The sequence below is a fragment of the Streptomyces sp. NPDC002032 genome (genome assembly GCF_042890765.1).
In the GTDB taxonomy this organism is placed as follows: Bacteria; Actinomycetota; Actinomycetes; order Streptomycetales; family Streptomycetaceae; genus Streptomyces.
In genome coordinates, this window is the sequence record NZ_JBIASM010000011.1 from 65,298 (window position 1) to 90,484 (window position 25,187).

The following is a 25,187-nucleotide window of genomic DNA, read 5'->3' on the forward strand; positions in this document are numbered from 1 at the left end:
TCCGCCCCGGCCGCCCCGCCGCCGCCCCCCGCCACCGCCCCTCAGCCGCCGCCCCCGAAGGGCCCCGCCGCATGACCCTCCTCAGCACCGCTCCCACCCCGCCACCGCCCGCGCCCCCGGCCCCCCGCCCCTCCGCGGCCCGCAGGTCACTGCGCGCCCTCGGCCCGTACGCCTACCTGGCCCCCTTCTTCACCCTCTTCGCCGCCTTCGGGCTCTTCCCGCTGCTCTACACGGCCTTCGTCTCCCTCTACCGCGTCGAGCTCCAGACCCCCGGCCGGATGGAGTGGCGGGGGCTGGACAACTACGCCGCCCTCTTCACCGACACCTACTTCTGGACCTCGCTGCGCAACACCTTCACCATCGGCGTCCTGTCCACCGTCCCGCAGCTCGCCATGGCCCTGGGCCTGGCCCACCTCCTCAACTACCGGCTGCGGGGCCGGACCTTCTTCCGTACCGCCATGCTGCTGCCGTACGCCACCTCGGTCGCCGCCGCCACCCTCGTCTTCGCCCAGCTCTTCGGCCGCGACTTCGGCGTCGCCAACTACCTCCTCGGCCTCGCCGGGATCGCCCCGGTGGACTGGCAGACCGGGACCGTCGCCTCCCAGCTCGCCGTCTCCTCGATCGTCGTCTGGCGCTGGACCGGCTACAACGCCCTCATCTACCTGGCCGGCATGCAGACCATCCCGACCGAGCTCTACGAGGCCGCCGAGATGGACGGAGCCTCCAGGTGGCGGCAGTTCCTGCACGTCACGCTGCCCGGCCTGCGCCCGACCATCCTCTTCACCACCGTCGTCTCCACCATCGGGGCCACCCAGCTCTTCGGCGAGCCGCTGCTCTTCGAGGGCTCCGTATCCGGCGGCATCTCGCACCAGTACCAGACGCTCGGCCTCTACATGTACGAGCAGGGCTGGGGCTTCTTCCACCTCGGCCGGGCCGCCGCCACCGCCTGGGTGACCTTCCTGCTGATCCTCGCGCTGGTCGGGGCCAACGCCCTGTACGCGCGCCGCCGTTCCCGCCAGGAGGAAGCCCGATGACCGCCCTCGCCGCCCCGCCCCACGAGCCGGCGAGCGGCCCGCCCACCGCTTCCGTACGGGGTCGCCGGCGCGGCCGGGGCCGGGGGGCGGGCGCCGGCAGCCGGCACGGCGGACGGCTCGTGTACGCGGTCCTCACCATCGCCGTCCTCATCTCGGCGTTCCCGTTCTACTGGACCATCGTCGCCGCCAGCCGTTCCAACGCCGATCTCGCCCGCACACCGCCCTCCCTGCTGCCCGGCCCGAACCTGATGCGCAACTTCCAGCAGGTCGTGGAAGAGGCCGACATCGGCAAGGCCCTGCTCAACTCCCTGATCGTGGCCGGCTCGATCACCGTCGGCACCGTGCTGTGCTCCACGCTCGCCGGGTTCGCCTTCGCCAAACTCCGCTTCCGCGGCCGCGGCCTGCTGCTCGCCGTCACCGTCTCGACCATGATGATCCCGCCGCAGCTCGCGGTGATCCCGCTGTTCATGCTGATCGCCCGGCTCCAGTGGGTGGGCCAGCTCCAGGCCGTCGTCCTGCCGGGCCTCGTATCGGCCTTCGGCGTCTTCTTCATGCGCCAGATCCTGGTCCAGTCCCTGCCCGACGAACTCATCGAGGCCGCCCGCGTCGACGGCGCCTCCACCGCCCGGATCTTCTGGTCCGTCGTCGTGCCGATCGCACGGCCCGGCATGGCCGTGCTCGGCCTGCTCACCTTCATGACGGCCTGGAACGACTTCTTCTGGCCCGTCATCGCGCTCTCCTCGCAGGAGCCGACCGTTCAGGTAGCACTGCGCCAGCTCGGCGGCGGCTACGTCCACGACCAGTCCGTGATCATGGCGGGCGCCCTGCTCGGCACCCTTCCCGTGCTGCTCGTCTTCGGCCTCCTCGGCCGCCAGATCGTCGGCGGGATCATGCAGGGCGCCGTCAAGGGCTGACCCGCCGCACACCCGCATACCCGCATACCCGCGGACCCACCGCCCGGACGCGCCGCCCGCGCCGGCACCCACGTCCCCTCACCTCCAAGGGAGTTCTCCACAGATGACCGCCGTCGACGCACGCACCGGTACGCCGCCGACACAGCTGCGTTTCCCCGACGGGTTCCGCTGGGGCACGGCCACCGCCGCCTACCAGATCGAGGGCGCCGCCGCCGAGGACGGCCGTACGCCGTCCATCTGGGACACCTTCAGCCACACCCCGGGCCGGGTCCGGAACGGCGACACCGGGGACGTCGCCGCCGACCACTACCACCGCATGCGCGCGGACGTCGCCCTGATGAAGCGCCTCGGCGTCAGCGACTACCGCTTCTCCGTGGCCTGGCCCCGCGTCCAGCCCACCGGCCGCGGCCCCGCCCACCAGAAGGGGCTGGACTTCTACCGCCGGCTCACCGACGAACTGCTCGGAGCCGGGATCCGGCCCGTCGCCACCCTCTACCACTGGGACCTGCCCCAGGAACTGGAGGACGCGGGCGGCTGGCCGCAGCGCGAGAGCGCCGACCGCTTCGCCCGGTACGCGCAGCTCACGGCCGAGGCGCTCGGCGACCGCGTGGCGACCTGGACCACCCTCAACGAACCCTGGTGCGCGGCCTTCCTGGGCTACGCCTCCGGGGAGCACGCCCCGGGCCGTACCGAGCCGGCCGCCGCCCTGCGCGCCGCGCACCACCTCAACCTCGCCCACGGACGTGCCGTACAGGCGCTGCGGGCCGCGCTGCCGCCGTCGGCCGAGATCTCCCTGACCCTCAACCTGCACGCCGTCCGCCCCCTGACGCGGTCGGACGCCGACCGGGACGCGGCCCGCAGGATCGACGCGCTCGGCAACCGGATCTTCCTCGACCCCGTGTTCCACGGGCGGCTCCCGCAGGACCTGGTCCGCGACACCGAGGCGCTCACCGACTGGTCCTTCGTCCGTGACGGAGACCTGCGCACGGCCCGCGAGCCCATCGACTCCCTCGGCGTGAACTACTACGCCCCGACCGTCGTCGCGGCCGGCACCTGCCCGGCGCCCTCGCCCTGGCCCGGGGCCGAGGCGCACGTCCGCTTCCCCCGGCTGCCCGGTCCGCGGACCGCCATGGACTGGCCGGTCGACGCCGAGGGGCTGTACGAGCTGCTGACCGGCCTGCGCGACCGGCTGCCGGACGTCCCGCTGCTGGTGACCGAGAACGGGGCCGCGTACGAGGACCACGTGGACCCGGCGGGCAGCGTCCGTGACCCGGAGCGGATCGCCTACCTCCGGGCCCACCTGACCGCCGTGCACCGGGCGATGGCGCGGGGGGCCGACGTCCGGGGGTACTTCCTGTGGTCGCTGCTGGACAACTTCGAATGGGCGTACGGGTACGGCAAGAGGTTCGGCATCGTGCACGTGGACTTCGCGACCCAGCGCAGGACCCCGAAGGACAGTGCCCGCTGGTACGCGGACGTCATCGCGCGTGGCGGCCCGATCGCCTGCGACGCCCCGGGAGGAGACGCCTGAGCCAGCGTCCCGGTACCCCGGGCGGGGGTACGGGCGGGCGTTGCCTCCCGGGCGGCCGTTCGTTGGGGGCGTATGAGAAAAAACGATGAGGCACGGCCGGTGCCGGTACCCCGGCGGACGTTCGGCCGCCGGGCCCTCCTCGGGGCCGTGCTCGGGCTGGGGCCGCTGTCCTGGGCCTCGGCGGGACGCGCCGCCGCGGCGGCCCCGCGCCGCCCGGAGATCTTCGGCTGCGAGGAGTGGGGTGCCCGTCCGCCCGCCGGGCCGGTCACCGTCCTGGACGCACCGCCCCGGCGGATCGTGGTGCACCACACGGCCACCGCCAACGTCGACGACTTCTCCCCGGAGCACGCCTTCGCGCTCGCCCGGGCGGTCCAGGCCCAGCACATGGACGGCCGGGGGTGGATCGACACCGGCCAGCACTTCACCGTGAGCCGCGGCGGCCACACCACGGAGGGCCGGCACCGCAGCCTCGGCGAACTGGCCGGGGGCCGGCGGCAGGTGCGCGCCTCCCACTGCGTCGGCCAGAACGACGTGGCCATCGGCATCGAGGTCGAGGGCACCTACACCCGGGTGGGCCCGCCCGCCGGTCAGTACGAGGCCCTGGCCGATCTGTGCGCCCACGTCTGCGACCAGTACGGGCTGGACCCGGCCGGGATCGACGGACACCGTGACCACAACGCCACGGCCTGCCCCGGCGACCGGCTCTACGCCCTCCTCCCGCGCCTGCGCGAGGACGTCGCCGCCCGCTGCCGGCGGGGCTGGTAGCGCGGGCCTCAGGACACCGCGTACCACTGGCTGGCCCAGCCGGTGTTGATGGTGCTGGTGGACTGCTCGGCCAGGTTCAGCTTGTCCGGCAGGGAGGTCTGCCCCGTCAGGACGGTGCTGTAGCGCAGGTTCGGCGGCGTCAGTCCGGCGTTGACCGAGATCCCGGCCCCGGTGGCCTTCAGGGTGAGGCCGTTCGTGGCCCAGTTGCCGTTGAGCAGGAGCGCGATGAAGTACGTCCCGGGGGCGGCGGTGAACGGCGTGGTCAGGGGCAGCGGCTTGGCCACCGCGTCGGTCATCAGCTGGGGGGAGACGTCCGCGGTGGACGCGAGCCGGGTGCCGTCCGCGCCGTACACGCCGAGGTAGCAGTGGGAGAGCTGGGCGGATGGGTCAATTCCGGCCAGGCCCAGCCAGAGGTTGGACCAGGTGATCCGCTCGCGCAGCACGATCCGCACCAGGGTGACCCGCCCGCCGACGCCCGCGGCGGACTGGGCGGTGACGTGGCCCGCGTCGTTGGGGTCGCCCGTCCAGGCGAGGAGGTTCTGGTCTTGGGGGCGCGGGCCCTGGAAGCCGGTCCCGTCGTTCGGCGCGGCCGGCGCGGGCGGGGTGACGGGGGCCGGGGAGCCCGCCGTGCCGTGCGGGGCGGGGTCCGGCGAGGTGCAGCCGGCCAGCAGGAGCAGGGCCGTGAGGGCGGCGGCCAGGCCGGCCCCGGCGGTGGTGGTGCGCGTGCGCATGGTGGTCCCCCGTAAGTGCGTGTGTGACGGGGTCATGTTCACACGGTCGCCGCGCGCGCCTGCCACCGGTCCGCCGCGCTGCCGCCCGGGGCGGTGTCCACGGCGGCGGACCGGTGCGGGACTCAGCCGTCGATGCGGTGCTGGGTCCAGAAGGAGGTCAGGTCCGTGGTCGTCGCGGCCTGGGCGGCCGCCTTGAACTCGGCCGTGGTCGAGACCCCGTACCAGTGGGAAGCGGCGTAGTCCTTGAGGAGTTGGGCCATGGCGGTGTCACCGAGCACCCGTCGCAGGTCGTGCAGGGCGCACTTGCCGTAGCCGTAGATGACGGTGGAGTACCGCGAGGAGTGGGCGTCCCAGTACGCCATCGGGTTGGTGATCTTCTCCGCGGCGGAAGCCCACGAGACGCTGTTCCAGCAGCTCGCGCCGGTCTTGTTCTGCGCCAGGTCGGTGGCGTAGTCCGTGAACGCCTCGTCCAGCCAGGGGCTGTTGTACTCGTCGTCGCCGACGATGCCGTACCACCACTGGTGGGCGATCTCGTGGGTGAGGGCGGTGGTGCTGACCAGGTCGAGGACGAAGCCGGGGTACTCCATGCCGCCGAACCAGTAGTTGTTGTCGATCACCGCGTCCAGTTCGCCGTACGGGTAGGCGCCGAACCGGGCCGAGTGGGCGTCCACGGCGGACTTGGCGGTGCTGAGCATGGACTGGGCGTCGGAGGAGCTGATGCCCGAGACGGAATAGATGTTGACCGGGGTGCCGGCGGCCGAGGTGCCGGAGATCTTGGTGAACGGTCCCGCCGCCCAGGCGAAGTCACGGACCTTGGTGGCGGTGGCGGTCGTCACGGTGCGCCCGCTGGTGCCGGGGGTGTCGACGGAGGCACCGGTGGCCGGTACGAGCAGGGTGCTCGGGTGGTCGAGGGTCACCTTGAAGTCGGAGGCCAGGGAGTAGAAGGACTCCCCGTTGTTCGTGTACGGGTCCAGGTGCCATCCCGAGCCGTCCCTGACCGCGAGCACGGGCAGGGCGTTGCCGAGCATGCTGAAGGCCCCGTCGTAGCCGAACCGGTCGGCGCCGCTGGGCACGGTGATCCCCAGGTCGAAGCCGATCGTGGCGCTCTGCCCCTGGGTCAGCGGGGCCGGCAGGTCGATCTTGAGGGCGGTGCAGCCGACGGTGGGGGAACCGGCGGTGCCCCCGGTGACGTTGCTGACCGCGATGGGCATGGCCGCGCAGGTGCCGTGGTAGTTGTCCCACAGCCGCAGGTACACCTCCGTCAGCGCGGTGGCGGAGGCGTTGGTGAAGGTGGCGCTCTCGTGGCCGGTCCAGACGGTTCCGCTCGCGTTGCTGCTCAGGCTGACCGTGTAGGCGGGCGAGGCCGGGGTGCGGGTGGTGTCCCCGGGCGGGGTCGTGCCGCCGGAGGTGTCGAGGGCGACGTCGTCGACGACGAAGTTCGTCTTGAGGCTGGAGTCCTCGGTGCCGGTGAAGGCCACGCTGACGGTCTGGCCCGCGAACGCGGACACGTCGAAGGACTTCTGGACGTAGCCGGTGTTCTTGTCGAGGTTCGAGTACGTCGCGAGCGTCGTCGAACCGATCTTCGCCGTCAGCTTGTCGTACTTGGTCGAGGTGGTGGTCTCGGTGGTGTCGACGTGCAGCCAGAACGTGAGCGTCGCGGAGCTGCATCCGGCGGGGACCGTGACGCTCTGGGAGAGGGTGTCGGTGTGCGTGCTGCCGACGCCGTCCAGCCAGGCGAAGTGGGTTCCGCCGTGGGCGCTCTGACCGGCGCGGTCGGTGATGACGCTGGTCTGCGACTGGGTCCAGGGCGAGGTGCCGCCCTCGAAACCGCCGTTGGCGATGACCTGGGCCGGAGTGCAGGCCGCGGCGGCCCGGGGGGCCGTCGTCGGTGCGGCGGTGGCCTGGACGGCTGGCAGTACGGCGGTGGCCAGCGCGGCGACGGCGCACACGGTCGCGGCGAGGGCCTTGTGGGGGGTGGATCTCACGCGTATCTCCTTCGGGGCGGCCGGGGTGTCCGGCCTGCTCGGCGGCCGCCCGGCCGGCCAGGGTGCGCCGAGGGCAGCCGTGGGCTGGGCGCATCGCTCGCGCGATGGCGGAGGTGAGAGGTCCGCGCGCCGCTCTGGGGTCAGGGCGGCACGGCTGCGGGGAAGCCTTCCGGATTTGTCGGGAGCATGCCATCAAGCGTGGGTAAAGTGTTCGCCCCGCATGCGGAGGCGGGCGCTCCGCAGATCCGCCGCCGTCCGGTGCCGCCGGGTGCCGGTGCCGTCGGGTGCGCTGCCGCCGTGGCCGGCCGTCGCTGCCCTTGCGGGTGCGGCCTCCGTACGAGTGGGGGAAGCTGGGGGCGGTGAACGCACGACTGAGGAGGGGTCCGGTGGACGCTTCAGGAGACGGCCGGGCCGCCCGCGCGCCCCGGCACGGGATGCGGGCGGCGGGCCTGCTGGGTACGGCGGTGGCCCTGCTCGTGGCGGCCGTGCCGGCCTCGGCGCGTACCCCGGCCGACCCGCCGTCCCGCCCCGTCGTGCTCGTCGACTGCTTCTCGAAGGCGCAGACGCGCCCCGAGGAGTACCTGCTGGCCTGCGGGGACGGCAACAACCGGCTCGTCGGCCTGCGCTGGGAGAGCTGGGGGCCGCGCCAGGCCACCGCCACCGGAACGGACATGGTCAACGACTGCCGCCCGAACTGCGCGGCGGGCCGGTTCCGCCCCTACCCGGTGACGGTCACCCTGAGCGCGCCGCAGACCTGGCCCGCCACCCCCGACCTGCGCCGCTTCACCACGATCCGGCTGCTCTACACCCACACCGCGCCCGCGCCCGTGGGGAAGGACGTGACGTACCCGCTCGTCTACTGACGGCTCCGTCCGGCGACACCACGAAGCCCCGGGATTCGACCGTCCCGGGGCTTCGTGCACTTCGCTGACCGCCCCGTTCAACGAGCGTCGGGCGGCGGGGTCACGCCTGGGCGCCGGCGAGCCTGCTCACGATCGTGGCCGCGGCCGCCGCCGCGGTCATCAGGACGCGGCGCACGGGGCGGCGGACGGAGGCGAGGGGGGAGGGGGCCATGGGAAGGGTCCGTTCGGCGTTGCCTCCCCGGCCGTCGCGCGGGGCGCGGTCCGGGGCGTGATCGACAGGGGGTGCGGAGCCGGGCGGCCACCCGGCTCGGCTCGGTCCGATCCTGATCCCGGCCGGTGAACGGACCGTGCATCGCCGGTGTACGGGCCGACCGGTTCAGGTGGCGATCCCGGCCGCGCGCGGGGGCCCGTCGCCGGGCCCTCAGGAGGCCCCGACCGCCGCATCGCCCGCGGCGGCGACGACCGCCGCGAGGTCGCTGCCCGCGTGCAGGAGCGCCACCGTCCGGGCGGCGATCCGCTCCAGCCGGAGCCCGAGGACGCGCTCCGCCTCCGCCAGACCGCCCGGCCCGGCCAGGGAGCCCATCACCTCCCGGACCGCGGGAACGCCGTACCCGCAGCTCCGCAGGGCCGCGACGATACGGGCCGCCGCGATGGCCGGGGGCCCGTATCGGCGGGCGCGCAGCGAGGTGACGCGCTCGGGGAGGACGAGCCCCTCCTGCTCCCAGAACCGCAGGGCCGACGTACGGACGCCCAGCGCCCCGGCCAGCTCGGTGATCGTCATCGCGTCGCCGTCACTGTCTCCGGCTCCGGCTCCGGCTCCGTCGCCGTCCCCGTCCCCGTCGATCCCGCGGGCTCCGGGCTCGGCCCGGATCGCGTGCACCGCCGCCAGGGCGCGCAGGGCCTCCTCCCGCTCCCGGGCGAGCCGGACGTGGACCCCTCCCACCGCGGCGGCGGCCCCGGCGAGCGTCCCGGTGCGCAGCCCGGCCAGCATCCGGCGCGCCTCGACGGGCCCGGCGGCCGCCGCGAGCCCCCGGTAGGCGCGCAGGGCGTGCACGTGGAGGGCGGTGTAGGAGCGGTAGCCGTTGGCGGAGCGGGCGGCCGGCGGGATGACGCCGAGCCGCTCCAGGTCGCGTACCTGCTGTACCGAGTACCCCGACTCCCCGGCCACGTCCACGGTGCGCATCGGTCCCGCCCCGCGCACACCGCCCGCCCGCTCTGCCATCGACGCCAACCCCACAGAAGCACTTGAAGGTGATGCTTGAACCATGAGTACGGACACGAGTATGGAACAGATCGTCGCGACCGTGCGGGGCTTCACCGGCGCGCACGTGAACCGCCCCGAACGGGGGGACGGGTCTCCCGAGGTGGCCTGGGGGGACGTGTTCTTCTTCTACGCCCCCGACGGGCACCCGCCGCGCAACGCCCAGCCCTACGCGACGATCGTGACCAAGGACCATCCCGGCGACACCGCGGGCGACCTCGATCCGCCGGGCCGCTGGCGCGTCAGCATCCGCGTGGACCGCACGACGTTCCGCGAGCTGACCGGCGAGGAGCTGGACGCCCTGGTCCGGCCCCGCGATCACGCGGCCGCCGACCGCGTGGTACCGCACCCGGTGTACGGCCCGTACGGCTGGATCGCGGTGGTCAATCCCGCCGGGCGGACGGCGGACACCGTGCACCGGCTCCTGCGCGAGGCCCACGCCGCCGCCCGCGCGCGGTTCGAGCGCCGCCACGGGACCGCCTAGGGGTGGCCGGTTTCGCGGGGCAGGGCACAAGCTGATGGGGGGTACGCGCGCCGCGGAACCGGCCCGGACGGGCCGGGGCCCTCGTACCGCCCGGCCGCCCTCCCTCGCGAAGGGGATCTCATGTCAGCTCGGACCCGCCCGGCCGCCGCCCACGCCCGTACCCGTACGGGCCTCAGGGGGCGGCTCGCGGTGCTCGGCGCGGTCACTCTCCTGTGCGCGGCCGCGACGAGCACCGGCGCCCATGCGATCGTGGGCGGCAGCGATTCCAGCGAGCCGTACCCGTTCATGGTGTCGATCCCGATGGTCTTCCCCGACGGCACGAAGACGGTGGGCGGCGTGTGCGGCGGCGCGCTGATCGCACCCGAGTGGGTCGTCACCGCCGCGCACTGCGCGCAGGACGGCCCCTTCGCGCACCCGGACGGAACGGTCCGGATCGGCAGCGAGCACCGGCACTCCGGCGGTTCGGTGCGCAGGATCGTCGGGAAGGCCGTCCACCCCGGCTACGACGGGCAGGACGGCCGCTCGCACGACGACATCGCCCTGCTCCGGCTGGACCGCCCGGCCCCGCAGCGGCCGGTCGCCGTCGCCGACCGGGCGCCCCGGGCCGGCGCCGCCACCCGGGTCCTCGGCTTCGGCACCGTCGTGGACGCGCGGGACGTCCAGGAGTGGATGTTCTCCGAGCGCCTCCAGGAACTGGACACCCGCGTCTCCGCCGCCACCGGCTGCCTGGGCGTCAAGGCTCCGGGGGAGCTATGCACCACCAGCCGCGTTCCCGGCGCGATGGCGTGCAACGGAGACTCCGGCGGGCCGCAGATCCAGCGGATCGGGGGCCGCTGGGAGCTCGTCGGGGTCACCGCCGGCGACGGGAACTACGACGTCGACCCGAAGTGCGGGGGCGGGCCCGGCGTCTGGACCTCCGTGTCCGCGTACAAGGGCTGGATCACCGGAATCACCAAGTCCACCGGCATCACGGGCGGCCACTGCTGACGGCGCGTCGGTGGACCGGCCCGGGCGGGAACTGCCGTGACGTCCGGAACGTCCTGATGTCATAGGGAAGAAGTGCGCAGGACCAGGACCGAAGAACACCGAAGGCAGCGAAGAACACCGAAACCGCAGGGGAGACCGGATCGTGTGGACCGCAGGCAGTCGTCCGACCCGCCGCGCCGTACTGACCGCCGGACTGGGGGCGGGGGCCGTGCTGGCCGGGGCCCCCTGGAGTGCGTCGGCCGCCGCCTCGCCGGCCGCCGCCGAGGACGCCGAGATCGGCCGCCGGCTGCGCGCCCTGGAGCGGGAGCACGGCGCCCGCCTGGGCGTGTTCGCCCGGGACACGGGCAGCGGCCGGACCGTGCTCCACCGGGCGGACGAGCTCTTCCCCATGTGCTCGGTCTTCAAGACGGTCGCCGTGGCCGCCGTCCTGCGCGACCTCGACCGGGACGGCGAGGTCCTCGCCCGGCGCGTCTTCTACACGCAACAGGACGTGAAGGACTCCGGCTTCGGACCCGTCACCGGCCTGCCCGAGAACGTGGCGGGCGGCCTGACGGTGGAGCAGCTGTGCGCGGCGGCGATCTGCCGGAGCGACAACGCCGCGGCCAACCTCCTGCTGCGGCAACTGGGCGGCCCGCAGGCCGTGACGCGGTTCTGCCGGTCCCTGGGCGACCGGACCACCCGGCTCGACCGCTGGGAGCCCGAGCTGAACACGGCGGAGCCCGGCCGGGTGACGGACACCACCACGCCCCGGGCCATCGCCGGGACCTATGCCGCGCTGGCCCTCGGCGACGCGCTCGCACGCCGGGACCGGGAACGGCTGACGGGGTGGCTCCTGGCCAACACGACCAGCACCGAACGCTTCCGCAAGGGCCTGCCCGCCGACTGGGTCCTGGCCGACAAGACCGGCGGCGGTGACTACGGCACGAACAACGACGCCGGGATCACCTGGCCCCCGCACCGCCCGCCCATCGTCCTCACCGTCCTGACCACCCACGACCGTCCCGAGGCCACCGCCGACAACCCGCTCGTGGCCGAGACCGCCGCCCTGCTGGCGGCCGCCCTGTCCTGACCCCGGCCGCCCGGCCCGGGCCGCCCCGGGCGGTGCCGGGCCGCCCGGGCCGCCGTTCGTGAAATCTCCCACAATCTTGCGGAACCGATTCTGCGCCGGCTCGTTGAAGGGCTGGGTGCACCCGCCGCCCCGGGCTCTCCGTTCCCCGGGGCGGCTTCCGTCCCTCAGGGGCGGGTCAGGCGGGCGCGCAGGGCCTCCGCGTCCGGGAGGAACCAGAGCTGGGTGCCGCGGTTGCTCTCGCGGACGAAGTCCCGCAGGGAGTCGCTGGCTTCGACGTGGTGCGAGATGTCACCGACCACGGCCAGCCCCATCCGGTAGTTGACGAACTTCTGGACGATGTCCCCGGCCAGGCGGGTGCGCAGCCGGAAGAAGTCCTCGGTCAGGCAGGCGGCCGGCAGCAGGACCCATTCCGCGCCCCGGTACCAGCCCTCGCCGACGAGGTCGGTCGCGTCGCGCTCGTCGCGGACGGGGGCGCCGTCGGGCGGCCGGACGAGCACGGGCGTCCCGGCGAGGGTCTCGATCGTGTCGGGCATGGGGGCCGTTTCCTTTCGCAGGGGTGCGGAGGTGCGTGCGTCACAGGTCTTCGACCACCGCGTCGATGAGGCGCAGGAGTTCGGCCGTGGTGTCGAGGCCGCCCAGGATGACGATCTTGAGGGTGGACCGCTCCGCGTCGTGGACGCTCTCGACGCGCAGGCGGTCGGCGTCCCCGCGCCCCGGCACGTTGCCGTGCCGGCCGGTGGCGGCGGCCATGATCAGGTTGGTCAGGCGGCCCACGGCCTCGGGGTCGATCGCGTCGATCTGGACGATGCCGGACACCTCGGTGTGACGCGCGCGGCGGGCGGGCGAGGGGGCGGGGAGGCCGGTGAAGGCCTCCAGGTCCTCGGGCGTGATCCGGTACTGCCGGCCGACGCGGGTGGCCTTGAGCCGCCCGTCCCGTACGTAGCCCCGGACGGTCCGGACGTGCAGTCCGAGCTGGTCCGCCACCTGGTCCACCGAGTAGTAGAGCTGCCGTCCCACGTCGTCCACCCGCTCCGTTCCGGCCGCACATCCGGCGCCCTATCCCTTACCTTCCCTCAACGTATCCCAGTGAGGGAAGGTAAGGGAAGTTCAGGGAGTCTGCGGCAGGAAGTTCGCGGCCTTCAGGGCGAGCTGCCGGACGAGGTACTCCTCGGCGTCGTCCGGACGCATCCGCGCGAGGGCGACCAGCCCGGTGATCACCGTGTCCGCCACCTCCGCCTGGACGTCGGCCCAGTCGTGGCTGTACCCCTTGCGCGGGTTGCTGCCGCGGGCACCGAGGACGGCCTGGGCCGCCTCGCCGAATTCCTCGCCGATCTTCAGGACTTGCAGGGTCCACTGCTCCTCCTGCGACTGGCCCCGTTCCTCGGCGCGTGCCTGGAAGGTCCTGGCGAGTTCCCCGATGACGGTCCACACGTTCTGCACGGTCGTTCCCCTTCTCCGACGGGCGTACGGGCGGGCGCGAGGTGCGCGACGGCACCCCCGCTGCTCAACGAGGCCAGCGCGAAGCGGTGTTGCCGTTCGCGCGCCCCGGCCTCCGGGGTGGTGCCCGGGTGACCTCGGCGCCCGTCACGGCGCAGCTCCGTTGACAGTCCACCGGCCACGTGCGAAAACAGCAGTAGGCCTCCTCGGCCCACGTGCCCTCGACGTACGACTCCTTCCCGGTCTCCACCCCGGTCCCGCCCGGCCCCGCGCCGGGCCCGCCGAGCGTGCCGGGCGTGCCGCGTCCGATCCACCGCCCCGCACCTGGCGGCGTACCGCCGTTCAGGGCACGTCAACCGCATTCCGTGAACGAACGGCTCCTCCATGACCTTGCTTCCCGCGTCGCGTGTCCCCGGACGGACCTGGACGGTCCGCCTGACGGGCCACCCGGACCACACCGTCTCCGTGACCTGCAGCACCGGGGCCTGCCGGATGCCGCCCCGCTCCAAGGACACCGGGGCCATGCGGCGCTTCGCCGCCGAGCACATCAGGGCGCACGCCCGGCTCGCCACCGTCCGCCCCAACGCCGCCTGCGCCTGCCGGGCCGCCGAGTGCGCCTTCCACGAGGACACCCGGGCGTCCTGCACCGGCGCGCCGCTGCTGATCCTCGTCCACAACCCCGCCGTGGGGCAGGTCTGGACGCTCGCCGAGGTCTGCCAGGCCTGCGCCTCCCTGATCCACCACATCACCATCCTGGGGCGCGCCCAGGGCCCGTCGGAGGCGCGCACCGGCCCGGCCGCCCCCGTACAGCCGGCCGCCGGCGCCCCGGCCGCCCCCCAACGCGTCGCCGTGGCAGGCGGCTTCTCGTCCCCCGAGGCCGCCCCCGAAGCCGTCGCACGCCGCCGCCCCCACCGCGGCGGACCCCGCCGCGCCCGCTGACCGCCCGGGGCGCCGCCGCCGGCGCCCGGGCCGCTACGGGCGGGTGGCGGTGACCAGGTAGTAGTCCAGGATCCGCTGCTCCCAGGCGGTCAGGAAGTTGCGCGGCCAGGTACCCGGCTCCCAGAGGCGGGAGAGCCAGCGGTCCCAGCCGGGCCAGACCTGCGCTCCGATCGAGCGGGCCCGGACGTCCACGAGACCGGAGTCCGTGAGGGCGCCGGTCAGCCGCGACACGGGCCGGGCGATGTCCAGGCCGCTGGCGAACGAGTCCAGCAGCCCGGCGAGCCGGCCGGCGTGGCCCGGAGCGCCGTCGACGGTGAAGAAGCTCGCGACGGCCACCCGGCCGCCGGGCCGCAGCACCCGGGCCGCCTCCCGGGCGAAGGCGGACAGGTCCGGGAAGTGCTGGGCGGCCTCGACGCTGTACAGGCAGTCGAACTCCCCGTCGCCCAGCGGCAGACCCTCGGCCGCGCCCAGGACGAACCGCAGCCGGTCCGGAGCCGCCGCCAGCAGCGCCGCGTTGGCCCCGCGGGCCCGCTCCAGCTGCTGGGGGTGGATGTCCACCCCGGTGACCGCCTCGGGCCGGTACTCCTCCAGGGCGAGCGCGCAGCCCACCCCGAGACCGCAGCCGACCTCCACCGCCCGCCCGCCCCCGGGGGCGGTCGCGTCCAGCACCTGCCGGTAGAGGTCCTGTTCGCTGCGGATCCGGTCGCCCTCCGACAGCGGGTCCGTCAGGTCGACGGACGCCCAGTACCCGAAGTTGATGAACCCTCCCGAAAAGACGGGAACGGCACTGAGGTCGGCCGGACCGTACGTCTCCCACACCGCGGGCGGCACCGCCGGTACGGACTCGCCTCCAGGGTCACCCGTCAACGCCCCATCACCTCCGTGGACTCCGGTGACGGACGGCTCCGTACCGGAACCCCAGTGTGACGCGGCGGCGCCCCGTCGCGACAGAGCGCCGCCCCGTCGGCGGCACGGCTGCGGGTGCGGAGCTTTCGAGCCCGGGGCGCCGGACCGGTGGCTGGTTGTCATGCATAGGATCGGTGGCCTGCCGACGGGGGAGAATTCGAAATGCCAGACGAATCCGCACAGCCGTGGGGCCCTGGGGACACGGCCCTGACGGACCAGCAGGTGGGCACACGGCTGAACGGTGCGCCGGGTCCGGGTCAGAGCCCGATGGGGCCGTACGCGCCGGGCAAGGGCCCCGGCTGGCCATTGGTCCCCGGATCCCCGGGATCCCCGGGCGGGAACCCGGACTTCGCCTCCACGCCCGCGGAGAAGAAGACCGCGGCCAACACGATAGAGAACGAACTCCAGCCCGACACCAAGAAGGCCGCCGAACACGCGGACGCCACCACCGAGACCGCCCGCAAGGGCTTCGACGGCTGGGAGACCGCCGCCGGACTGAAGACGGTCGCCGACACGTGGGACCAGCAGGTGAAGACCCTCATGTCCCGCCTGGCGGGCGAGAAGACCGCACTGCGCGGCGCGAACTCCCTCATCACCGGCAACGACACCGGGGTACGCGGCCAGTTCCTGACGTCCCAGTCGAAGCTGAACGGCCTGTAGGGGGAGTCATGGCGCTGAAGTACCACGAGGTCATGAACACCGACCTGGGCCTGCTCGGCACGGCCGCCGCCAAGTGGGACTCCATGGCGGGCGAGCTGAAGAAGGTCGAGACCCGCTACGGCGAATCCGTCCAGAAGATCACCATGGGGCCGGACTGGTCCGGCGTCAGCGCCGGGACCGCCCACACCAGCTTCAAGGCGACCCGCTTCGAGTACACCGCCGCGCAGACCCAGGCCAAGGCCATCGCCAGCCTGCTGCGCGACGCCCACGAGGGCTTCACCGACCTCAAGAAGAAGCTGGAGAGTGCCCGCGCCGACGCCGTCGCCGCCGGGATGACCGTCTCCGAAGAGGGACGCGTCGCCTTCGACTACGCGCGGCTCACGCCCTCCGAGCGCAGCGCCTACCACCACGACCCCGACGGCCAGAAGGCGATCACCGAGGCCGTCGGCAAGTGGCAGAAGCACCTCGACGACCGGGTGAGCGCCGTCTCCGAGCTCGACGCGCACGTCAGGGCGGCCCTGAGCGCCGCCGTCGTCGACAGCAACCGCGACGCCTTCGGCAAGGGCGCCGACGAGACGTTCACCGGCTTCAACGCCCACCCCGAGGGCGACCTCGCGAAGGCCCCGAAGACCCTGCCCACCGACGCGGGGACACCGGACAAGACCGACCCCGCCACGGTGACCGGACCCGACGCCGGCTTCTCCATCAGCGGAACCAAGTACGGCAAGGAAGGCTCCGTCAAGGCCTACGCCGACCTCTTCCACGCCACGGCCAAGGGATCGGTGACCGACGGACGCTGGACCCTCTCCGGCGTCGACGACATGTACGCCGGAGCCCGCGCCAGCGCCAACTGGGGCTTCACCGACCAGGGCGTCTCCGGCAAGGCCGAGGCCTCGGCGGGCATCAGGGCACTGACCGAGGGCCGCGTCCAGTACGGTCAGGTCGGCGGCTACGCGCGGGTCGAGGGCTTCGCCGGAGGCGAGGCCTCCGTCAGCGCGAAGGCCACCAAGACCGAGGTCGGCGTCGGCGCGAAGGCGTTCGCCGGCGGCAAGATATCCGGCGCCAGCGGTGTGGAGGCCGGTGGCATCGGCGTCGGTGTGACGGGCGAGGGCTGGGCGGGCGCGGGCGCGGAGGCCTCGTGGGGCGTCCGCAAGGACCCGGACACCGGCGCCTGGAAGATCGGCGGCAAGGCCGGGATCGCCCCGGGCCTGGGCGGCGCCGTCGGACTGGAGATCACCGTCGACCCGCACAAGGTCAGCGAGGCCGCCGGAGACGTCGCGGACTTCGTGGGTGACACCGCCGGCGACGTCAAGGACACCGTCGGCGGCTGGTTCGACTGACGGACCCGCCCCCGCACCCCGTACCCCTGCTGGAAGGAACACCCGACATGCCCACGGCACTGCCGGTACCGATCGAATTCCGTCTGCCCGAGGGCTGGCTCCCGGCCCGCGGCGACGTCGACCCCGGCGTGGCCTTCGCGGCCGTCCACCCGCACCCCGACTCCGGATTCGCCGCCAACATCACCATCGACGGCGGGTTCCCGCCCGAGGGGGCGAGCCTGGTCGAACTCGCCGACGACTCGGCGGAGCTGCTGCGTCAGGTCGCCGACTCCGTCCGCCTCGTCCACCGCCGCGAGGCCGGGACCGCCGATTCGCCCGCGCTCACCCAGCGGCTGACCTTCCGCGCCGTCGCCGGGGCCGACACCCGCGACCTCGTCCAGTCCCAGGTCTACCTGGCTCTCGTCGACACCGCCGACCCCCGCCGGCGGGCCGTGCTCCGGCTGGCCCTCACCGCCACCGCGGCCCAGCACGACAGCGTCCTGCCCGACTTCCAGGAGTTCGTGCGCAGCGTACGGCCGGACACCGGGGAAGGCGCGTAGCCATGGGGCGGCTCTGGGACGCGTACCTGGGCACGAGGCGCCCGGACCCCGCCGTGCAGGCGGTCACGGCCGCCGAGCTGCGCGAGGTCCTGCTCGCCGTGGGCGCCGCGGACGTGCCGTTCACCGTCGGCGAGGCCGGGGGCCGCGGGGCCGACCTGGTGGCGTCGTGGCAGGTGACGGAACCCCCGACGGGCTCCGGGCCGGCCCGCCGGCAGGTCGAGCGCACCTTCAAGATCTGGCTGCGGCTGGTCCCCGGTGAGCGCGAGGTGCGCGCGATGGACGAGCAGTGGGCCGTGACGCGGGCCGGTGCCCCGCCCGGCCGGACCGTGCAGCGCGAACACGGCCGGGGCCCCATCCGCCGGGTACAGAAGGAGTGGTCGTACGAGCGCGGTCCCGACGGGAGCCGGCACAAGGTGGTCTCCTTCGACCTGCACGTCACCCGCGATATGAAGGACCCGCTCCGCGACGCCGTCCTCGCCGCCGGCTGGACCTGGCGAGGGGCGCGCAAGAGCTGACGCCGGAGGCTCGGGAAGCGCCCCGGCGGGCCCGGAACCACGCCGACCGCCCCGTCGGCTTCCCGGTGCTTCCCGGTGCTTCCCGGTGCTTCCCGGTGCTTTCTGGTGCTTTTCGGTGGGGTGCGGTGCCTGCCGGGGCCGCCGGGTGTGCTCAGGCCCCGCCGGTGAACGGCCAGGCCTCGATGTCCCGGTAGTGGATCGGCCCCGGGCCGCGGCCCATGTTGCTGCCGACCAGGTGCAGCCGCTCCGCCTCCCAGGGGCGCCCGGCGAACCCGGCGAGCCCGGCGGCGGCCTCCACCGCACAGGAGGGGGTGTCCCGGCGGGACCGCGCCAGTGTCAGATGGGGCCGCAGCGGCCGCCCCTGGAAGGCGACCCCGCACTCCCCGACCAGCGTCCGCACCTCGTCGGCCAGTCGGTGCAGCCCCGCCAGGTCCCCGTCGATCCCGCTCCACAGCACCCGCTCGTCGAAATGGCCGCCGCCGCGCAGTGCCAGGGACAGCGGGCGCCGCCCGGCCGCGAGCCGTGCCAGCGGCGGCCGCAGGAGCGCGACGGTGGACACCGGCAGCTCCCCGAGGAACGCCAGCGTGATGTGCCAGTCCTCGATGCGGTTCCACCGCATGCGCGGATGCGCCTCGTACGCGGGACGCAGCTCCTCGGCCAGCTCCTCCTTCGCCGCGTCGGGCGGAGCGAGGGCGATGAACAGCCGAACGGTCCGGCTCTGCGGCGGCCCGGCCACCGGGGACGGCCTGTCGTGCTCGGGTGCTTCAGTCATCTTCTGTTCCGTACGTGCCGTGCTGCCGTCCGGCGCGGCACGGGACGGGCGCCGCTGGCGCGATCGACCGGGAGAGTCTACCGGGACCCCCGCCGCGCGCGGACGGCGGCGGGCCCTTGAGCCCCCGGGCCCTTGGGCCCCGGGAGTCGGGGCGAACGGCGCACGGATCGGCCCACCGGGCGGGTGTGCAATGGAACGAGGGGCCGGCGCAGGAGCCGTGCCCGTCCGGAGGGTCGTCGTGAAGGTTGTCGTGAAGGACGTCGTGAAGGACGTCGTGAAGGAAGAGAAGCGGGGGTTCTGCACCCTGTGCAAGTCCCGCTGCGGTGCCGTCTACACCATCGAGGACGGCCGGCTCACCGGCGTCCGCCCCGATCCCGGCCACCCCACGGGCGCGGCGATGTGCCCCAAGGGGCGCTCCGCCCCGGAGATCGCGCACAGCACCCGACGGCTCACCACGCCGCTGCGCCGGACGAACCCCAAGACGGACCCCGACCCCGGCTGGGTGCCGGTCTCGTGGGACGAGGCCATGGGCGAGATCGCCGAACGCCTCGGCGCCATCGCCGCCGCCGACGGCCCGGAGGCGGTCGCGTTCGCCGTCGCCACCCCCTCGGGCACGATGGTCTCGGACGCCACCGAGTGGATCGAACGCCTCGTCCGGCTCTTCGGCAGCCCGAACACCGTCTACAGCGCCGAGATCTGCAACTGGCACAAGGACTCCGCCCACGCCTTCACCTTCGGCACCCCGCTGCCCCCGCCCGACTACGCCGCCGCCGGCCTCGCCCTGCTGTGGGGCTTCAACCCGGCCAAGACCTGGCTGGCCCAGTCCACCGCCATCGCCGCCGCCCAGAGCCGGGGCATGAAGCTCGCCGTCGTCGACCCGCGCCGCTCCACCAGCGCCCTGCGCGCCGACCACTGGCTGCGGGTGCGCCCCGGCACCGACGCCGCGCTCGCCCTGGGCCTCGCCCACCTGCTCATCGAGGGCGACGGCTACGACGGGGCGTTCGTCCGCGCCTGGACCAACGGGCCGCTCCTCGTCCGCGCCGACACCGGCCGCTTCCTGCGCGCCGGGGAACTGCCCGGACAGGACCCCGCCGCCCCGGGCTTCGCCGTCTTCGACGAGGAAGGCGGCCGCGCCGAGGCGTACGACACCACCCGCGCGGCCCGCCGCCCCGAACGCTTCGCCCTGCGCGGCGCCCGGAAGATCACGCTCCGGGACGGCTCGGCCGCCGTGTGCGAGCCCGCCTTCGCGCACTACGCCCGGGCCTGCGCCGCCTGGCCGCCCGCCCGGGTCGCGGCCACGACCTGGATACCCGAGCGGGAGGTGCGGGCGCTGGCCGCGGAGATCGCCGCCGCCCCGTCGGTGACGTACTACGGCTGGACCGGCGTCGGGCAGAGCGCCAACGCCACCCAGACCGAGCGCGCCCTGGCCACCCTCTACGCGCTGACCGGCTCGTACGACGCGCCGGGCGGCAACCGCCTCGCCCCCGCCCCGCCCTACCGCGCCGCGTCCTCCCCGGACCTGATCGCCCCCGGGCAGCGTGCCAAGGCCCTCGGCCTCGACCGGCACCCGCTCGGCCCGCCCGCGTCCGGCTACGTCAACGCGGGCGACCTGTGCACCGCCGTGGAGACCGGGCGGCCGTACCCGGTCCGGGCGTTGATCGGCTTCGGCTCCAACCTGGTCGTCGCCCAGCCGGACTCCGACCGCACCGCGCGGGCCCTGCGCACCCTCGACTTCCAGGTCCACCTCGACCTGTTCCAGAACCCGACCGCCGCCAGCGCCGACATCGTCCTCCCCGTGAACAGCGCCTACGAGCACGAGGCCCTGCGCTTCGGCTTCGAGGCCGGCCACCGGGCGCAGGAACACGTCCAACTGCGCCCGCGCATGGTGGAGCCCCAGGGGGAGTCCCGCAGCGACACCGAGGTCGTCTTCGACCTGGCCCGCCGCCTCGGGCTGGGCGCGGAGTTCTTCGACGGGGACATCGAGGCGGCCTGGAACTGGCAGCTCGAACCCCTGGGACTGACCACGGAGGAACTCCGCGCCCACCCCGGCGGGATCCGCGTCCCGCGCCCCGAGACCCCGCGCGGGTACGCGGCCCCGGCCGCTGTGGCCACCGGGGACGGCCCCGGCGGGGAAGACGCCGGCGGGGACGAGCCCGTGACCGGGTTCGCCACCCCCACGCGCCGCGTCGAGCTCTACTCGCAGCGGCTGCTGGAACACGGCTACCCGCCCGTCCCCGAACACCGCGACCCCGCCCCCACCACGCCCGCTCACCCCCTCGTCCTGACCTGCGCCAAGCACGGGTACTACGTCCACAGCCAGCACCGCTCCGTGTCCTCGCTGCGCCGCCGACCCCTCGCTCGACCTCCACCCCGACACCGCCGCCGCCCGCGGCATCGCCGAGGGACAGTGGACCGAGGTCACCACCCCCCTCGGCGCCATCCGCCTGCGCGCCCGCTTCGACGACTCCCTCCACCCCTCCGTCGTCATCGGCGAATACGGCTGGTGGCAGGACGCCCCCGACCTGGCCCTGCCCGGCGCCGACCCCACCGGCCCCGGCGGAAGCAACTTCAACCGGCTCGTGGGCCACGCGGTCACCGACCCGCTCAGCGGCTCGGCGCCGCTGCGCGCCGCCGCCTGCGAGATCCGCCCCGCCCCCGCCGACGGCGCCTGGGCCGGCACCCGCCCCTTCACCGTCACCGCCCTCGACGAGGTGAGCCCCGCGGTGCGCGCCGTGCGCCTCGAACCCTGCGACGGCGGGCCCCTGCCCGACCACCGGCCCGGCCAGCACGTGACCGTACGCGCCGGATCGCCGGACGGCAGCCCGCAGGACGCCGCCGGGGCACGCAGCTACTCCCTCACCGGACCCGCCGTCGAACCCGGCCGCACCGGCTACCGGTTCGCCGTGCGCCACGTCCCCGGCGGATCCTTCTCCACCCTCGTCCACGAGCGGCTGCGGGTCGGCGACCGGCTCCACCTCGGGACCCCCTCCGGGGTGTTCGCCGTTCCCACGCACACCGACCGGCCCGTGGTTCTTCTCGCGGGCGGCATCGGCGTCACCCCCTTCCTCGGGTACCTGGAGACCCTCGCCCACACCGGCGGCACCGTCCCCGAGGTCGTCCTGCACCACGGCAACGCCAACTCCGCCGACCACCCCTTCCGCGAGCGGCTGCGGGAGCTGGCCGCACGGATCCCCGCCCTGCGCGTCATCGACCACTACACCGACCCGGCCGGGCAGGACCTCGCCGGCCGCGACCACTTCCGCACCGGCCGGATCACGGCCGCCGACATCGACGCCGCCCTCATCGAGCGGCGCGCCCGCTTCTACCTCTGCGGCCCCGAGCCGATGCTCCGTTCCCTCACCGAAGGCCTCGGAGAACGCGGCGTACCCCGCTTCGAGATCTTCAGCGAGAAGTTCCGCGCCGCACCCCGCGAGGTGGACCTCCCGGACGGCGCCGCCTTCACGGTCCGCTTCGCCCGCTCCGGGCGCGAGGCCACCTGGCGCAAGGGCGACGGCACCCTCCTCGCCCTCGGCGAGGCCGCGGGCGTCCCGATGCCCAGCGGCTGCCGGGTCGGCCAGTGCGAGAGCTGCGCCCGCACCGTCCTCGAAGGCCGTGCGAACCACCTGGTCACCCCGTCGGAGGACCTTCCCGACACGGACGTCCTGACCTGCCAGTCCGTACCCGCCTGCGATCTCGTCCTCGACGCCTGACCGGAGGCATCTCCCCCTATCCGGGTGATCGAAGTGCCGCGCGGCACGGTGCACGGCCACGTCATGCAGGCTGACTGCTCCACGGGCGCCGGCCCCCGAGCACCGAAGGAACCTCCATGAGCAATCCGTACCCCGGCCAGAACCCGCCCCCGCCCTACGGTTACCCCGTCCCGCCCCAGCCTCCGAAGAAGAACAACGTCGGCAAGATCATCGGCATCGGCTGCGGCGGCCTGATCGGCCTGTCGGTGCTCCTCGCGGCCTGTGGCGCGCTCATGGCGGGCGGTGACGCGGTCAAGGACGGCGGGGGCAAGAGCGGGAAGGCGGCCGCGGCGCCGCCCGCCGCCGATCCCGCCGTGCGCGCCGAGGACCCGGCGCCGGTGAAGTCCGCCGCCCCGGGACCGGCGAAGAAGGCGGACGTGGAGCTGACCGCCTCGGCGGCGGAGTTCAAGCCCACCGTCTTCTCCCAGGGCAGTGACTTCACCTCCGTGCGGGTCACGGTGACCAACAACGGCGACGCGGAAGTGAGCGTGAACGTCCTCTCCTTCGAGGTCACCGCGCAGGACGGGACGCGCAAGAACACCGAACTGGCCGCGGCGGAGGACCAGATCGACACCGTCCAGCTCGCCAAGGGCGAAAAGGTCACCGGCACGATCACCGTGAAGGGCAAGCTCCGCGCGAAGACCGTCTACTTCAAGAACGGCCTGCTCGGCACGACGTACAGCGCCCCGGTCGGCTAGCTGACCGATGCCAAGGGGTCAGCGGTCGCATCTTGATCTCAACCGGACTTGAGGTTGCACCATGCTCGACATGGACACAGCAGACGCCACGGCGTACGCCGCAGACATCGAAGCGATCCGGCGGGTCGTTGCCACCGTCGAGCACTCCCAGCAGAACAAGGACCCCGACGAATTTCTCACCCTCTTCCAGGCCGACGCGGTCTGGACCACGGCCCACGGCAAAGTCCTCATCGGCCGCGACGCGATATCGGAGTTCACCCGCAAGGTGCTCCCCGCGGCCGACTGGGACGGCAAGGTCAGCTACGAGGTGGTCCATGTGCTCTTCATCCGCCCTGACGTCGCGGCGGTCAAGGTTCGTCAGCGCTACCTGAGCCCGGACGACGAGAGCGAGGGTGCCCCGCTGTACGTGATGGCCAAACAGGACGACGGCCGTTGGCTGCTGGCCGCCTGCCAGAACACGGGCGTCGCCGCCGGATGATCGATGCAATGCGGGCGCTCAGGCGACGCGGAACCTCTGCGAGGTGCGACGAGAACGACAGGAGCGGGGCCGCTTCCTCCACCGTGGCCGCCTGGGAGTGCGACGGAGCGTCGGCACGTCCGCGTCGGCGCATTCCGGCTGCTCGCCACGCGCGGTGGCGTTGAGGCGCTACGCGCAGCGGTCGGTCTGCTCGAGGACCCGGATATCAAGCTGCGCACCTGGGCCGCCCAGTCAGTGCAGCGCTGGCATCCGTCGCCGGACGGGCGACGCGGCGACGTGGAGGTGGGTGAACTGCTCGACCGGAGCCGACACCTCTTCGGCGACCACGTACTGCGTCGACGCAAGTGGGCAGCGGGGCTTGATATTTGAGACTGCGCCGCCGCGCTCCAGAACTCCGCTCGGCACTCGCCGCCCGGATTCCCCGGTGACAGCACGCCTGCCTTGGTGACAACGGCATACGGGTTCGTCTGGGCACAGGTCACACACGGTGAGCCGCTCTTCGCGCCACGGAGGACCGAGGCAGAACAGCCCGAAGGACTCCGCGGAGCATGGCTCAACCAGCGCAGCAGCACCTGGGCCATACTCGCCCCCCCAGGCCGGACCCATCACTTCACGGCACTACGCTGGCTCTTGCGCCAGCACGCCGCCGAGCAGCGCATCCAAAAGACCGACAGCGGTCAGACCGACTCCCGGTCCAGCTGCGGATAGCCGATCTCGGAGATGTCCTGGGCCAGGTCCGTCAGGCTGACCTCAGGGTTCAGCAACGACACGAGTTCCTGGTCCAGTGGCCGCAAGGCATAGACCTGGCTCACCGCGCCCAGGTCGACGGAGACCTCGTAGTAGTCCTCGGCGAAGCGCCGGAACGCTTCCGGAGACCGGTCGACCAGGAGGCCGAACAGGCCCGTCGCCCCGTCAGGATCGACAGCGCCCTCGGGGAAGTCGATCGTCCCGTGGTGCCACCGCTCGTCCGTCGGTCCCCGCCACAAGCAGGCCGTCACGACGGGCACCCCCTCATGATCGGTGAACGCCGGCTCCTCGACGAAGGCTTCGAAGGGCGCGGGGACTTCGTCGACCACACCCGGCCAGGGCTCGCCATCGTTGCCAAAGGGGCTCATCGGCGATTCGTGGTCGAAGCCCCGCGCATAGGCCCCGGCCGCCGAGAACACGATCGAGTACTCGTCTCCCGACCCGTTGCGCATCGAGGCCATCTCCTCGCCGTCGGCCCAACCGGCATTGAAGGAGTAGTACCGGCTCTCCCAGTCCGGGCTCAGGATCGCATCGAGCATCGCCAGTGAACGGCACAGGTCCCGCAGGTCGGCGATGGCGGGAAGCTGGCGGGCCACGTCATAGACAGTCACAGGTTCATCCAACCCGATGCCACCGACACTCCGACCCGCCAGGGGCGTCGTGAGCCACTCGAGTCCCACATGCGCGGCCAGGTTCCACCTATCGTGTCCCGGCTCAGCTGCCATGAACCGACCACTTCGATCAGTCGCCAACTAGACGAGTCATTCCGAAGTGATCGTGATC

General features: G+C 73.5%; 25 protein-coding genes and 2 pseudogenes. 18 read left to right on the top strand and 9 right to left on the bottom strand.

Annotation, left to right across the window (positions count from 1 at the left end; genetic code table 11):
- Positions 1-71: 71 nt before the first annotated feature.
- The 4 genes from ACFYYT_RS24585 to ACFYYT_RS24600 all read left to right on the top strand — a co-directional run bounded on the left by ACFYYT_RS24585 (position 72) and on the right by ACFYYT_RS24600 (position 4,244).
- Complete coding sequence (locus tag ACFYYT_RS24585) at positions 72-1,034, top strand: sugar ABC transporter permease (RefSeq protein ID WP_351825324.1); 963 nt, start codon at positions 72-74, stop codon at positions 1,032-1,034.
- Positions 1,031-1,948 (top strand): carbohydrate ABC transporter permease, encoded by a 918-nt coding sequence (locus ACFYYT_RS24590; protein ID WP_351825322.1) that lies wholly within the window; start codon positions 1,031-1,033, stop codon positions 1,946-1,948. Before ACFYYT_RS24585 ends, ACFYYT_RS24590 begins: the two co-directional genes overlap by 4 nt.
- 103 nt (positions 1,949-2,051) lie before the next feature.
- Entirely contained in the window at positions 2,052-3,479 is a 1,428-nt protein-coding gene (locus ACFYYT_RS24595) for a GH1 family beta-glucosidase (RefSeq protein WP_351825320.1), read from the top strand.
- Between the two features lie 99 nt (positions 3,480-3,578).
- Positions 3,579-4,244: a peptidoglycan recognition family protein gene (locus tag ACFYYT_RS24600; RefSeq protein ID WP_351825318.1), complete on the top strand. Its 666-nt coding sequence runs from the start codon at positions 3,579-3,581 to the stop codon at positions 4,242-4,244.
- Between the two features lie 8 nt (positions 4,245-4,252).
- On the opposite strand, the gene ACFYYT_RS24605 is transcribed toward ACFYYT_RS24600, so the two are convergent.
- Both ACFYYT_RS24605 and ACFYYT_RS24610 read right to left on the bottom strand, forming a co-directional pair.
- Positions 4,253-4,975, bottom strand: a complete 723-nt coding sequence (locus ACFYYT_RS24605) for a hypothetical protein (RefSeq protein ID WP_351825317.1) — start codon at positions 4,973-4,975, stop codon at positions 4,253-4,255.
- Between the two features lie 122 nt (positions 4,976-5,097).
- Complete coding sequence (locus ACFYYT_RS24610) at positions 5,098-6,960, bottom strand: M1 family aminopeptidase (protein ID WP_351825316.1); 1,863 nt, start codon at positions 6,958-6,960, stop codon at positions 5,098-5,100.
- A 386-nt stretch (positions 6,961-7,346) separates the two neighbouring features.
- On the opposite strand from ACFYYT_RS24610, the gene ACFYYT_RS24615 reads away from it, so the two are divergent.
- Positions 7,347-7,823, top strand: coding sequence for a hypothetical protein (locus tag ACFYYT_RS24615; protein WP_351825315.1), 477 nt, complete (start codon positions 7,347-7,349; stop codon positions 7,821-7,823).
- A gap of 421 nt (positions 7,824-8,244) precedes the next feature.
- On the opposite strand, the gene ACFYYT_RS24620 is transcribed toward ACFYYT_RS24615, so the two are convergent.
- A complete protein-coding gene (locus ACFYYT_RS24620; protein WP_351825313.1) occupies positions 8,245-9,045 on the bottom strand; it encodes a MerR family transcriptional regulator in 801 nt (266 codons plus the stop codon).
- 61 nt (positions 9,046-9,106) lie between these two features.
- Between ACFYYT_RS24620 and ACFYYT_RS24625 the strand changes: the two genes are divergently transcribed.
- The 3 genes from ACFYYT_RS24625 (at position 9,107) to bla (ending at position 11,624) form a co-directional block, all read left to right on the top strand.
- The gene (locus tag ACFYYT_RS24625; protein WP_351825334.1) at positions 9,107-9,568 is read left to right on the top strand and encodes a DUF6194 family protein; all 462 of its coding nucleotides are present in this window, start codon (positions 9,107-9,109) and stop codon (positions 9,566-9,568) included.
- Positions 9,569-9,688: 120 nt separating this feature from the next.
- Positions 9,689-10,555 carry a serine protease gene (locus ACFYYT_RS24630; protein WP_351825310.1) on the top strand — a complete coding sequence of 289 codons (867 nt, stop codon included), beginning with the start codon at positions 9,689-9,691 and terminating at the stop codon, positions 10,553-10,555.
- A gap of 142 nt (positions 10,556-10,697) precedes the next feature.
- Positions 10,698-11,624, top strand: coding sequence for a class A beta-lactamase (bla, locus tag ACFYYT_RS24635; RefSeq protein WP_351825307.1), 927 nt, complete (start codon positions 10,698-10,700; stop codon positions 11,622-11,624).
- A gap of 164 nt (positions 11,625-11,788) precedes the next feature.
- Here the strand turns inward: bla and ACFYYT_RS24640 are convergent, their stop codons facing one another.
- The 3 genes from ACFYYT_RS24640 to ACFYYT_RS24650 form a co-directional block, all read right to left on the bottom strand.
- Entirely contained in the window at positions 11,789-12,157 is a 369-nt protein-coding gene (locus ACFYYT_RS24640; RefSeq protein ID WP_351825304.1) for a DUF4180 domain-containing protein, read from the bottom strand.
- A 40-nt stretch (positions 12,158-12,197) separates the two neighbouring features.
- Positions 12,198-12,650, bottom strand: coding sequence for a helix-turn-helix domain-containing protein (locus ACFYYT_RS24645; RefSeq protein ID WP_351825301.1), 453 nt, complete (start codon positions 12,648-12,650; stop codon positions 12,198-12,200).
- 81 nt (positions 12,651-12,731) lie between these two features.
- Positions 12,732-13,064, bottom strand: a complete 333-nt coding sequence (locus ACFYYT_RS24650) for a MazG-like family protein (RefSeq protein WP_351825298.1) — start codon at positions 13,062-13,064, stop codon at positions 12,732-12,734.
- A gap of 462 nt (positions 13,065-13,526) precedes the next feature.
- On the opposite strand from ACFYYT_RS24650, the gene ACFYYT_RS24655 reads away from it, so the two are divergent.
- Positions 13,527-14,000, top strand: a complete 474-nt coding sequence (locus ACFYYT_RS24655) for a hypothetical protein (RefSeq protein ID WP_351825295.1) — start codon at positions 13,527-13,529, stop codon at positions 13,998-14,000.
- A 33-nt stretch (positions 14,001-14,033) separates the two neighbouring features.
- Here the strand turns inward: ACFYYT_RS24655 and ACFYYT_RS24660 are convergent, their stop codons facing one another.
- Positions 14,034-14,867, bottom strand: coding sequence for a class I SAM-dependent methyltransferase (locus ACFYYT_RS24660; RefSeq protein ID WP_351825292.1), 834 nt, complete (start codon positions 14,865-14,867; stop codon positions 14,034-14,036).
- A 201-nt stretch (positions 14,868-15,068) separates the two neighbouring features.
- On the opposite strand from ACFYYT_RS24660, the gene ACFYYT_RS24665 reads away from it, so the two are divergent.
- Genes ACFYYT_RS24665 through ACFYYT_RS24680 form a run of 4 tightly spaced genes read left to right on the top strand, consistent with a single transcriptional unit; the run spans position 15,069 to position 17,960 of the window.
- On the top strand, positions 15,069-15,566 hold the full coding sequence (locus ACFYYT_RS24665; RefSeq protein WP_351825289.1) for a hypothetical protein: 498 nt from the start codon (positions 15,069-15,071) through the stop codon (positions 15,564-15,566).
- 8 nt (positions 15,567-15,574) lie between these two features.
- Positions 15,575-16,906, top strand: a complete 1,332-nt coding sequence (locus ACFYYT_RS24670; RefSeq protein ID WP_351825286.1) for a hypothetical protein — start codon at positions 15,575-15,577, stop codon at positions 16,904-16,906.
- Positions 16,907-16,953: 47 nt separating this feature from the next.
- On the top strand, positions 16,954-17,445 hold the full coding sequence (locus ACFYYT_RS24675) for a hypothetical protein (protein WP_351825283.1): 492 nt from the start codon (positions 16,954-16,956) through the stop codon (positions 17,443-17,445).
- Between the two features lie 2 nt (positions 17,446-17,447).
- Positions 17,448-17,960: a hypothetical protein gene (locus tag ACFYYT_RS24680; RefSeq protein ID WP_351825280.1), complete on the top strand. Its 513-nt coding sequence runs from the start codon at positions 17,448-17,450 to the stop codon at positions 17,958-17,960.
- A gap of 151 nt (positions 17,961-18,111) precedes the next feature.
- Here ACFYYT_RS24680 and thpR read toward each other — a convergent pair whose 3' ends face one another.
- Positions 18,112-18,732 (bottom strand): RNA 2',3'-cyclic phosphodiesterase, encoded by a 621-nt coding sequence (thpR, locus tag ACFYYT_RS24685; protein ID WP_351825277.1) that lies wholly within the window; start codon positions 18,730-18,732, stop codon positions 18,112-18,114.
- Positions 18,733-18,922: 190 nt separating this feature from the next.
- On the opposite strand from thpR, the pseudogene ACFYYT_RS24690 reads away from it, so the two are divergent.
- The 5 genes and pseudogenes from ACFYYT_RS24690 to ACFYYT_RS24710 form a co-directional block, all read left to right on the top strand.
- A pseudogene (locus tag ACFYYT_RS24690) lies at positions 18,923-20,614 on the top strand (molybdopterin-dependent oxidoreductase); the annotation flags it as partial.
- A 499-nt stretch (positions 20,615-21,113) separates the two neighbouring features.
- A pseudogene (locus ACFYYT_RS24695) lies at positions 21,114-21,299 on the top strand (molybdopterin dinucleotide binding domain-containing protein); the annotation flags it as partial.
- A 12-nt stretch (positions 21,300-21,311) separates the two neighbouring features.
- Entirely contained in the window at positions 21,312-22,442 is a 1,131-nt protein-coding gene (locus tag ACFYYT_RS24700; RefSeq protein ID WP_351825274.1) for a 2Fe-2S iron-sulfur cluster-binding protein, read from the top strand.
- Between the two features lie 116 nt (positions 22,443-22,558).
- Positions 22,559-23,179, top strand: a complete 621-nt coding sequence (locus ACFYYT_RS24705) for a DUF4352 domain-containing protein (RefSeq protein ID WP_351825271.1) — start codon at positions 22,559-22,561, stop codon at positions 23,177-23,179.
- Positions 23,180-23,249: 70 nt separating this feature from the next.
- Positions 23,250-23,657, top strand: coding sequence for an SgcJ/EcaC family oxidoreductase (locus ACFYYT_RS24710; RefSeq protein ID WP_351825268.1), 408 nt, complete (start codon positions 23,250-23,252; stop codon positions 23,655-23,657).
- Positions 23,658-24,334: 677 nt separating this feature from the next.
- On the opposite strand, the gene ACFYYT_RS24715 is transcribed toward ACFYYT_RS24710, so the two are convergent.
- Positions 24,335-25,015, bottom strand: coding sequence for a hypothetical protein (locus ACFYYT_RS24715; protein ID WP_351825266.1), 681 nt, complete (start codon positions 25,013-25,015; stop codon positions 24,335-24,337).
- Between the last annotated feature and the right edge of the window lie 172 nt (positions 25,016-25,187).

What these genes read in the sequence shown, in the direction of transcription:
- ACFYYT_RS24585 (WP_351825324.1), top strand. Translation starts at nt 72, where the DNA reads ATGACCCTCCTCAGCACCGCTCCCACCCCGCCACCGCCCGCGCCCCCG.
- ACFYYT_RS24590 (WP_351825322.1), top strand. Translation starts at nt 1,031, where the DNA reads ATGACCGCCCTCGCCGCCCCGCCCCACGAGCCGGCGAGCGGCCCGCCC.
- ACFYYT_RS24595 (WP_351825320.1), top strand. Translation starts at nt 2,052, where the DNA reads ATGACCGCCGTCGACGCACGCACCGGTACGCCGCCGACACAGCTGCGT.
- ACFYYT_RS24605 (WP_351825317.1), bottom strand. Translation starts at nt 4,975, where the DNA reads ATGCGCACGCGCACCACCACCGCCGGGGCCGGCCTGGCCGCCGCCCTC.
- ACFYYT_RS24620 (WP_351825313.1), bottom strand. Translation starts at nt 9,045, where the DNA reads ATGGCAGAGCGGGCGGGCGGTGTGCGCGGGGCGGGACCGATGCGCACC.
- ACFYYT_RS24625 (WP_351825334.1), top strand. Translation starts at nt 9,107, where the DNA reads ATGGAACAGATCGTCGCGACCGTGCGGGGCTTCACCGGCGCGCACGTG.
- ACFYYT_RS24630 (WP_351825310.1), top strand. Translation starts at nt 9,689, where the DNA reads ATGTCAGCTCGGACCCGCCCGGCCGCCGCCCACGCCCGTACCCGTACG.
- ACFYYT_RS24640 (WP_351825304.1), bottom strand. Translation starts at nt 12,157, where the DNA reads ATGCCCGACACGATCGAGACCCTCGCCGGGACGCCCGTGCTCGTCCGG.
- ACFYYT_RS24665 (WP_351825289.1), top strand. Translation starts at nt 15,069, where the DNA reads ATGCCAGACGAATCCGCACAGCCGTGGGGCCCTGGGGACACGGCCCTG.
- ACFYYT_RS24670 (WP_351825286.1), top strand. Translation starts at nt 15,575, where the DNA reads ATGGCGCTGAAGTACCACGAGGTCATGAACACCGACCTGGGCCTGCTC.
- ACFYYT_RS24675 (WP_351825283.1), top strand. Translation starts at nt 16,954, where the DNA reads ATGCCCACGGCACTGCCGGTACCGATCGAATTCCGTCTGCCCGAGGGC.
- ACFYYT_RS24680 (WP_351825280.1), top strand. Translation starts at nt 17,448, where the DNA reads ATGGGGCGGCTCTGGGACGCGTACCTGGGCACGAGGCGCCCGGACCCC.
- thpR (WP_351825277.1), bottom strand. Translation starts at nt 18,732, where the DNA reads ATGACTGAAGCACCCGAGCACGACAGGCCGTCCCCGGTGGCCGGGCCG.
- ACFYYT_RS24705 (WP_351825271.1), top strand. Translation starts at nt 22,559, where the DNA reads ATGAGCAATCCGTACCCCGGCCAGAACCCGCCCCCGCCCTACGGTTAC.
- ACFYYT_RS24710 (WP_351825268.1), top strand. Translation starts at nt 23,250, where the DNA reads ATGGACACAGCAGACGCCACGGCGTACGCCGCAGACATCGAAGCGATC.